The 8,508-nt window shown below is 67.1% G+C and carries 8 protein-coding genes; all 8 read right to left on the reverse strand.

Going from position 1 to position 8,508, the window contains the following annotated elements:
- The coding region (locus tag VK519_RS03175; RefSeq protein WP_324347602.1) for a Mur ligase domain-containing protein at positions 1–374 on the reverse strand (374 nt) is incomplete at its 3' end.
- A complete protein-coding gene (gene murG / locus VK519_RS03180; RefSeq protein ID WP_324347603.1) occupies positions 371–1,444 on the reverse strand; it encodes an undecaprenyldiphospho-muramoylpentapeptide beta-N-acetylglucosaminyltransferase in 1,074 nt (357 codons plus the stop codon). The genes VK519_RS03175 and murG, both read right to left, overlap by 4 nt.
- Positions 1,441–2,661 (reverse strand): putative lipid II flippase FtsW, encoded by a 1,221-nt coding sequence (gene ftsW / locus VK519_RS03185; protein ID WP_324347605.1) that lies wholly within the window; start codon positions 2,659–2,661, stop codon positions 1,441–1,443. Before ftsW ends, murG begins: the two co-directional genes overlap by 4 nt.
- Positions 2,661–3,743, reverse strand: a complete 1,083-nt coding sequence (mraY, locus tag VK519_RS03190) for a phospho-N-acetylmuramoyl-pentapeptide-transferase (RefSeq protein ID WP_324347607.1) — start codon at positions 3,741–3,743, stop codon at positions 2,661–2,663. Before mraY ends, ftsW begins: the two co-directional genes overlap by 1 nt.
- Entirely contained in the window at positions 3,733–5,094 is a 1,362-nt protein-coding gene (locus tag VK519_RS03195; protein WP_324347610.1) for a UDP-N-acetylmuramoyl-tripeptide--D-alanyl-D-alanine ligase, read from the reverse strand. Before VK519_RS03195 ends, mraY begins: the two co-directional genes overlap by 11 nt.
- On the reverse strand, positions 5,091–6,572 hold the full coding sequence (locus tag VK519_RS03200; RefSeq protein ID WP_324347612.1) for a UDP-N-acetylmuramoyl-L-alanyl-D-glutamate--2,6-diaminopimelate ligase: 1,482 nt from the start codon (positions 6,570–6,572) through the stop codon (positions 5,091–5,093). Before VK519_RS03200 ends, VK519_RS03195 begins: the two co-directional genes overlap by 4 nt.
- The gene (locus VK519_RS03205) at positions 6,569–8,377 is read right to left on the reverse strand and encodes a peptidoglycan D,D-transpeptidase FtsI family protein (protein ID WP_324347614.1); all 1,809 of its coding nucleotides are present in this window, start codon (positions 8,375–8,377) and stop codon (positions 6,569–6,571) included. The genes VK519_RS03200 and VK519_RS03205 overlap by 4 nt, the downstream gene beginning before the upstream one ends.
- On the reverse strand, positions 8,374–8,508 hold a 135-nt coding region (locus tag VK519_RS03210), incomplete at its 5' end, for a cell division protein FtsL (RefSeq protein WP_324347616.1). The genes VK519_RS03205 and VK519_RS03210, both read right to left, overlap by 4 nt.

Consider the following 8,508-nt stretch of genomic DNA (forward strand, 5'->3'; position numbering starts at 1 on the left):
TGGGTGCCGGCGATGGCGATGCCGCGGCGGAAGCGCATCAGCTCACCAAGCATCTCGGCGCGGGGGATCACCGCGGTGCGCGCATCGTGGGCGGCGATCAGTTCCACGTTATCCCGGGCGATCGCGCTGGAGGTCACCACCACGTCGGCACCTTGCACGTTCTCGGGCCGGTGGCCCACGTGCACGGTGATGCCCAGTGACTCCAGGCGGCGCGTGGTGGCGCTGGCGGCGCGATCGGAACCGGACACGGTATAGCCCAGGTTGCGCAGCACTTCGGCGATGCCGCTCATGCCGACGCCGCCGATGCCGATGAAGTGCACAGCGCGGAAGGACGACATGAAGTCGTCGGTGGCTCCGAGGCGGACGGGCGTCATGCCGCTACCTCCAGGCAGGCGCGGGCGATGACCGTCGCCGCGTCAGGCTTGGCCAGGGAACGCGCTGCCTGGGCCATCGACATCATGCGATGGCGGTCGCCCAGCAATTCGCGCAGACGCGTGGAGAGTGCAGCCGTGTCCATGCCGCGCTCAGGGACGAGTTCAGCGGCACCGGCGGCCACCAGGGTCTGCGCATTGCGCGTCTGGTGGTCGTCCACGGCATGGGGGAAGGGAATCAGCACGGCGCCGAGGCCCGCGGCGGTGAGTTCAGCGATGGTCAGTGCTCCGGCACGGCAAACGGCGAGGTCGGCCCAGCCGTAGGCGGCGGCCATGTCCTCGATGAAGGGTTCGATACGCGCGGCGACACCGGCGTCGGCGTAGGCCTTGCGCGCTTCCTCGACACCGCGCGCGCCGCACTGATGCAGCACCTCGGGACGATGTTCTTCCGGAAGCAGGGCGAGCGCCGCTGGTACGTTGAGGTTCAAGGCCCTTGCGCCCAGGCTGCCGCCGAGCACCAGCAGGCGGCGTTGGCCGTGACGGCCGTCGAACCGCTGTTCCGGCACCGGCAGGGCCGCGATCGCCGCACGCACCGGGTTGCCCACCCACTCGGCATGGGGCAGTGCATCGGCGAAACCCGCCAGCACGCGGCGTGCCAGGCGCGCCAGCACCTTGTTGGTGAATCCGGCCACGCGGTTCTGTTCGTGCACCAGTAGCGGCCGGCCGGACATCCAGGTGGCGATGCCGGCGGGGCCGGCGACGTAGCCGCCCATCGACAGGACGCTGCGCGGTTGCAGCGAAGCCAGCACCTTGCGCGAGGCCATCAATGAGCGCAGCAGCATCAGTGGCGCGGCCAGGCGCGTGCGCAGGCCCTTGCCGCGCAATCCACCCACGGCCACGGTGTGCAGGTCGATGCCGTGCGCCGGCACCACGCGGGTTTCCATGCCACCGTCGGCGCCCAGCCACACCACCGGCACGCCCAGCGCGCGCAGCGACTCGGCCACGGCAAGTCCCGGGAAAATGTGGCCGCCGGTGCCGCCGGCCATGATCAGCACGGGTGCCTGCGCGTTCATGCCGGCTCCCCCTGTTCAAGCGGCACGCTGATGCCGTCGGTCGCCACGCGCGGACCCATCGCCCGTGCATCGATGGCCCGGTTGATCTCGAAGGTGGCGCGCAACAGCACGCCCACCATCACGCAGGTCAGCAGCACCGACGAACCGCCGTAGCTGATCAACGGCAAGGTGAGGCCCTTGGTCGGCAGCACGCCCAGGTTCACGCCGATCGAGACGATCGCCTGCAGGCCGATCATCAGCGAAAGCCCGAAGGCGATGTAGCCGGCGAAGCGCTGGCCGATCTCGACCCCACGCAAGCCCAGCATCAGGCCGCGGCCCACCAGCACCGCGAACAGCGCAATGACGAACAGCACGCCGGCCAGGCCCAGTTCCTCGGCGATCACGGACAGGATGAAGTCGGTGTGCGCTTCGGGCAGGTAGAAAAGCTTCTGCACGCTCGAACCCAGGCCTACGCCCAGCCACTCGCCGCGGCCGATGGCGATCAGCGCCTGGGTGAGCTGGAAACCGTCGTCGTACGGGTGAGCCCAGGGGTCCAGGAACGAGGTCAACCGCTTCATGCGGTAGTCCTCGGTCATCGCCGCCCATGCGATCGCCGGCACCAGCGGCAGGCCCAGCAGCACCAGGTTGCGCATGCGCGCCCCGGCCAGCCAGATCATGCCCACCGTCACCGCGATTACCAGTGCCGAGGAGCCGAAATCCGGCTGCGCCAGCAGCAGCACGATCACAAAGCTCGCCACCAGCAGTGGCTTGACCACGCCGAACAGTTTGTATTCCACGCCGTCGCGATGCCGCACCAGGTAGCTGGCCAGGTACACCACAAGGATCAGCTTCACCGCCTCCACAGGCTGGAAGCTGGTCACGAAAAGGTTCAGCCAGCGGCGCGCACCGTTGATGCGCATGCCGAGCACGGGCAGGAACACCGCCAGCAGCATGATGACGGCCAGCAGCATCAGCAGGAAGCTGTGCTTCTCCAGCGTCTTCAGTTCGGTGCGCGCGGCGACCACCGCGCACAGGAAGCCGAGCGAGATGAACAACGTGTGGCGCTTGAAGAAATAGAACGCGCCCTTGTTGGCGCCATCGGCCACGGCGATGGAGCTTGAGGCGATCATCACCAGGCCCATGCTCACCAGCAGGATCGCCGCCACCATCAGCAGCATGTCGTAGTGGCCGCGCGGCCCCTGCCGCCGCCGTGCCTGGGATGCGTCGAAGAGGCCCATCACCGCACCTTCAACGTGGCAAGGCCCACCAGCACAAGGACGACGCTGATGATCCAGAAGCGAACGATGACCCGGGTCTCGGGCCAGCCCTTGAGCTCGAAATGGTGGTGTACCGGCGCCATGCGGAAGATGCGCTTGCCGCGCAACTTGAAGCTGGCCACCTGCAGCATCACCGACGCGGTTTCCATCACGAAGACGCCGCCCATCACCAGCAGCACGATTTCCTGGCGCACGATCACTGCCACCACGCCGAGCGCCGCGCCGATCGCCAGCGCACCGACGTCACCCATGAACACCTGGGCGGGATAGGTGTTGAACCAGAGGAAGCCCAGGCCCGCACCGGCCAGCGCACCGCAATAGACGGCCATTTCGCCCGCACCGGGAATGGAGGGAATGCCAAGGTATTCGGAGAACACGCGGTTGCCGGCGAGATAGGCAAACACGCCCAATGCACCGGACACCAGCACGCTGGGCATGATCGCCAGCCCGTCCAGGCCGTCGGTGAGGTTCACCGCATTGGAGAACCCGACGATGATGAAATAGGCGAGGACCACGAACGCCAGGCCCAACGGCAGCGCCACCTGCTTGAACAGCGGCACGTACAAGGCAGTCTCGGCCGGCAGCTGGTGTGTGTAATAAAGGATCAGCGCCGCGCCCAGGCCGAACACCGATTGCCAGAAATACTTCCAGCGGCTGGCAAGGCCCCGGCTGTCCTTCAGCACCAGCTTGCGGTAGTCGTCGTAGAAGCCGATCACGCCGAAGGCCAGCATCACGCCCAGCACCACCCACACATAGCGGTTGCGAAGATCCGCCCACAGAAGCGTGCTGATGGTGACAGCGAAGAGGATCAGCGTGCCGCCCATGGTCGGCGTACCGGCCTTCACCAGGTGCGTTTGCGGACCATCACTGCGCACCACCTGGCCGGCCTTCAGCGCGGCGAGGCGGCGGATCATCGCCGGGCCAAGCAGCAGCGACACCGCAAGCGCGGTGAGCGCCGCCATGATCGTGCGGAAGGTGATGTACTGGAAAAGATGCAGCGCCGTGTAGTGGCGGGCCATCCAGTCGGCAAGCTCAAGCAGCATCGGAGCCTCCCTTGGCATGCTTCACCAGAACGGCCACGACACGCTCCATGGCCGACGAACGCGAACCCTTGATGAGCACCGTGACGCCGGGCTTGAGGTTGGCGATTGCGGCATCGGCCAGCGCCTGCTGGCTGTCGAAATGACGGGCGCCTTCACCGAAGGCTTGCACCGCCGAGGCCGACAACGGCCCGGTGGCATACAGGCGGTCGATGCCGCGCGCGCGCGCCAGTTCGCCCACCTGTGCATGCAGCCGGGCGGCATCGGGCCCGAGCTCGGCCATATCGCCCAGCAGCAGCCAGCGCTCGCCCTTGGCCAGCGCCAGCGTATCGATGGCCGCGGCAGTGGAACCGGGGTTGGCGTTGTAGCTGTCGTCGATCAGGGTCCAGCCACCTTCCATCGGCTGCAGGCTCAGGCGGCCGGGCACGGGCGGGGCACGCTCGAGACCTTCGACGATGGTGTCCATCGGCACGTCCAGCGCCACGGCGATCGCGGCGGCGGCCAGGGCGTTGGCGACGTTGTGGCGACCTCCCAGCGGCAGCTCGACGTCGGCATCGCCGTGTGGCGTGGACAGCACGAAATGCGAACTCTCCGGGCGCAGTTCCACGATGTCCGCGCCGATGTCGGCGGCATGATCCAGGCCGAAGCGCAAAACGCGGCGCCCCCCCGCCATGCCCATGAACATCGGCGCGAAGGCGTCGTCGGCATTGACGATGGCCACGCCGTCGGCGGGCAAGGCGTGGTACAGCGCGCCCTTGGTTTCGGCTACGCCTTCGACGGTTCCCATGCGCGCAAGATGCGCCGGCGCGATGCCATTGACGAGGCCGATGTCGGGCCTTGCGATGGCAGCGAGGTAGTCGATGTCACCCGGCTTGCCGGCGCCCATTTCCAGCACCGCATACTCGGAATCGGGCGGCATGGCCAAAAGCGTGAGCGGCATGCCGATCTCGTTGTTGAAGTTGCCGCTGTTGACGTGCGTGCGGCCATGGCGGGACAGGATGGACGCGGCGAGCGTTTTCACCGTGGTCTTGCCATTCGATCCAGTGATGCCGATCACGCGCACGTCCGACTGGGCACGCACGGCGCTGGCAAGGTCGCCCAGGGCCAGCAGGGTGTCGTCCACCACGACCTGCGCGATCGGCTGGGCCAATTGGCGGGTGACGAGCGCTGCAACGGCGCCGCGCGTGGCGGCTTCAGCGACGAAGTCGTGGCCGTCGTGCCGCTCGCCGACCAGGGCCACGAAGAGATCGCCCGGCTTGATCGTGCGCGTATCAATGGACACGCCGCCAACCTCGCCGTCACTGCCCTGCAGCGCGCCGTGGGTCCACAGTGCAATGGTGGAGAGCCGCATCATGCGCGGGCCTCCATCGCGGCGCGGGCCACCGCCATGTCGTCGAACGGGCGCTTGCCTTGCGCGCCTTCCTGGTAGGTCTCGTGGCCCTTGCCGGCGACGAGGATCACGTCATCCTTGCGGGCGTGGCGCAGGGCCAGGCGAATGGCCGCTTCACGGTCACGCTCGACCACGACTGAGTCGGCGCGGGTGAAACCGGCCAGGATCTGCGCCACGATGGTGTCGCCGTCCTCGCCCCGCGGGTTGTCGTCGGTGACGATCGCAAGGTCGGCGAGTTTCTCGGCGATGGCACCCATTTGCGGCCGTTTGCCGGGATCGCGCTCACCGCCGCAGCCGAACACGCAGATCACCTTGCCGCTGGTATGCGCGCGCACAGAGCTCAGCGCCTGGGTAAGCGCGTCGGGCGTGTGGGCGTAGTCAACCACCAATAGTGGCTTTCCGCGCTCGCCGCCAATGCGGTTCATGCGGCCTTCCACCGGTTCGAGCGCGGTGATTGCATTGACGATGGATTCGAACGACTCCCCCGACGCACCCAGCACGGCAATGACGGCCAGGAGGTTTGCCACGTTGAACCGGCCGATAAGACGGCTGCGGATCACGCGCACGCCCCACGGGGTGGTCAGTTCGAAGGCAATGCCCTGGCCGTTGGTGGTGATCATCGATGCACGGACGTCTGCATCGCTGCCGCTGGCGGTACTGGTGCGCCATACCTGCACGCCCTCGCCCACCTGTTTGACCAGTTTGGCGCCGAACGGGTCGTCGACGTTGATCACCGCATGGCGCAGGCCCGGCCAGGCGAACAATTTTGCCTTGGCCGCGCCATAGGCTTCCATCGTGCCGTGGTAGTCCAGGTGGTCGCGGGTGAGGTTGGTGAACACCGCGATGTCGAAGGCCACCGCATTCACCCGGTTTTGTTCGAGCGCGTGCGAGGACACTTCCATCGCCACGTGGGTGGCCCCCGCAGCGCGGAATTCCGCCATCTGCGCCTGCATGCTGATGGCATCGGGCGTGGTGCGTTCGCCGGCCACCACCGAACCGTGCAGGCCCGCGCCAAGCGTACCGATGGTGGCGGTGCGCTTGCCCAGCGCGGTGAAGGCCTGCGCCAGCATCTGCACAGTGGATGTCTTGCCGTTGGTGCCGGTCACGCCGACCACGGTCATCGCTTCGGAGGCACGGCCGTAAAAGCGCGCGGCGAGCTCGCCGACATGGCGGCGCAGGTGCTTGATGGAAACCACCTGGTTGGCCGGCCGGGAGGCTTCGGCAGGCAATGGCGCCTCGGCCAGCACGATGGCGGCACCCGTTTCCACGGCGGACGCAGCATAGGCAATGCCGTGCTCGCGGGTGCCGGCCAGGGCGATGAATGCATCGCCCGGCTTCACGTTGCGCGAATCAAGGGTGAGGCCGGACACGACGATGTCGCCGCGCTTGCCGGCGTCGGCGATGCCATCGAGCAGCACGGACAGGGTCATCGGCTCGCTCATGGCACCGTCTCTTCGGCAGCCGAATCGTCGGCGGCCGGCGGCGGCATGCTGGTGGCGCCGATCATGCCGCCCTGGCTTGGGCCACCGGCATACCAGCGGCCGACGTTATCGGGCGGGATGTCGAGCAGGCGTACTGCACCCTCCATCACCTGTGCGAAGGCGGGGCCCGCCACCACGCCGCCGTAGTAGGCGCGGGTCTTGGGATTGTTGATCACCACCGCCGTCACCAGGCGCGGCGCGCTTGCCGGGACCATGCCGACGAATAGCGAGATGTAACCCTTCGCGTCGTAGCCGCCGGCGCTCGCCTTATGCGAGGTTCCCGTCTTGCCGGCAACGCTGTAGTTGGCCACGGCGGCAAAGGGTGAACCGGTACCGCCGGGAGCGACCACCGTTTCGAGCATCCTCACCAGCTCTCCGGCGATTTCCGGCGTGGTGACCTGCTGGGCGGGATTGTCCTGGCCCTTGACGAAGCTCGGTGAGTGCAGCACGCCTCCATTGCCGATGGCGGCATAAGCCGACGCCAGCTGCAGCGGCGTGACGTTGAGGTTGTAGCCGTAGGCGATACGCGATTTCTCGATCGGCTTCCAGCTACGGCCGACTGGCAGGTAGCCGGCAGCTTCGCCAGGGAAACCGCTACCGGTGCTGCTGCCGAAACCGAAGGCCTTGTACGTGCTGTACATGAGGTCGGTGTCCAGGGTCATGGCGATCTTCGCCGCACCCACGTTCGACGACTTGGTGATCACGCCGGTCGGCGTGAGCGTGCCCCAGTTGTGGGTATCGCGGATCGGATGTCCGCCCATCATCCAGCTGCCCGGCGAGGTTTCGATCAGCGGACTGGTGGGCGTGTACTTGCCAGACGTGAGCGCCGCGGTGAGGGTGAACGCCTTCATCGTGGAGCCCGGTTCCACTACGTCGGTCATCGCCCGGTTACGGCGATCGTTCGGCGTGCTTCCCCTCACGTTGTTCGGGTTGAACTCCGGCAGGTTGGCCATGGCCAGCACTTCGCCGGTGTGTACGTCGAGCATCACGATGGAGCCTGAATCGGCGTCGAACTTCTGGATGGTTTCGCGCAGCGCGCTGTAGGCCAGGTACTGGATGCGGCGGTCGATGGACAGCGTGATGTCGCGGCCGGGCTGCGGCTCGCGCACCTGCTCGACATCTTCCACCGTGTGGCCCATGCGGTCGCGGATCACCCGCTTGGAGCCCGGCTTGCCGGCGAGCCAATCGTCGAAGGCGAGCTCCAGGCCTTCCTGGCCGCGGTCGTCGATATTGGTGAATCCAAGAATATGGGCCGTAACCGAACCCGACGGGTAGTAACGGCGGAACTCCCGCTGCGCATTCACGCCGGGGATCTTCATATCCACGATGGCCTGCGCGCGGTCCGGGCGCATCTGCCGGATCAGGTACATGAATTCGCGGTCCGAGCGCTGTTCGAGCTTGGATTTGAGGTCCGCCGGATCCATGCCAAGCGCCTTGGCAAGTTCCGGGATGCGCTCTTCGTTTTCCAGCACCTCCGGCGGGTTGGCCCAGATCGACATCACCGGCGTGGACACCGCCAGCGGCTCGCCGTTTCGGTCGAAGATGGTGCCGCGCGACACCGCGATGGGCACTTCGCGAAGGAAGCGGGCGTCGCCCTGGTCCTGGTAGAACTGCTTGCGCACCACTTGCAGGTCGAACGCGCGCACCACCAGCCCAGCGGAGGCCAGGCCCAGCAAGACCACCACCAGCATCATGCGCTTGCGCGTGGAGGGGCCCTGGCCGCGGCGGCGGCTGGGAACCGGGGTGCGGTCGACACGGAATTTCATCGGCGCACCAACTGGATGTCCTGTGGACGCGGATCGAGCATGCCCAGCTTCCGCGCCTCGGCATCGATGCGCGCGGGCTCCGCCCAGGTGGCCTGCTCCAGTTCCAGACGGCCATATTCGATGTTGAGGTC

Origin of the sequence: Pinirhizobacter sp., assembly GCF_035317885.1 — a bacterium.
Taxonomy (GTDB): domain Bacteria; phylum Pseudomonadota; class Gammaproteobacteria; order Xanthomonadales; family Rhodanobacteraceae; genus Pinirhizobacter.

Bases quoted from the DNA above. Each gene is read 5' to 3' on its own strand.
- murG (WP_324347603.1), bottom strand. From the start codon at position 1,444: ATGAACGCGCAGGCACCCGTGCTGATCATGGCCGGCGGCACCGGCGGC.
- ftsW (WP_324347605.1), bottom strand. From the start codon at position 2,661: ATGGGCCTCTTCGACGCATCCCAGGCACGGCGGCGGCAGGGGCCGCGC.
- mraY (WP_324347607.1), bottom strand. From the start codon at position 3,743: ATGCTGCTTGAGCTTGCCGACTGGATGGCCCGCCACTACACGGCGCTG.
- VK519_RS03195 (WP_324347610.1), bottom strand. From the start codon at position 5,094: ATGATGCGGCTCTCCACCATTGCACTGTGGACCCACGGCGCGCTGCAG.
- VK519_RS03200 (WP_324347612.1), bottom strand. From the start codon at position 6,572: ATGAGCGAGCCGATGACCCTGTCCGTGCTGCTCGATGGCATCGCCGAC.
- VK519_RS03205 (WP_324347614.1), bottom strand. From the start codon at position 8,377: ATGAAATTCCGTGTCGACCGCACCCCGGTTCCCAGCCGCCGCCGCGGC.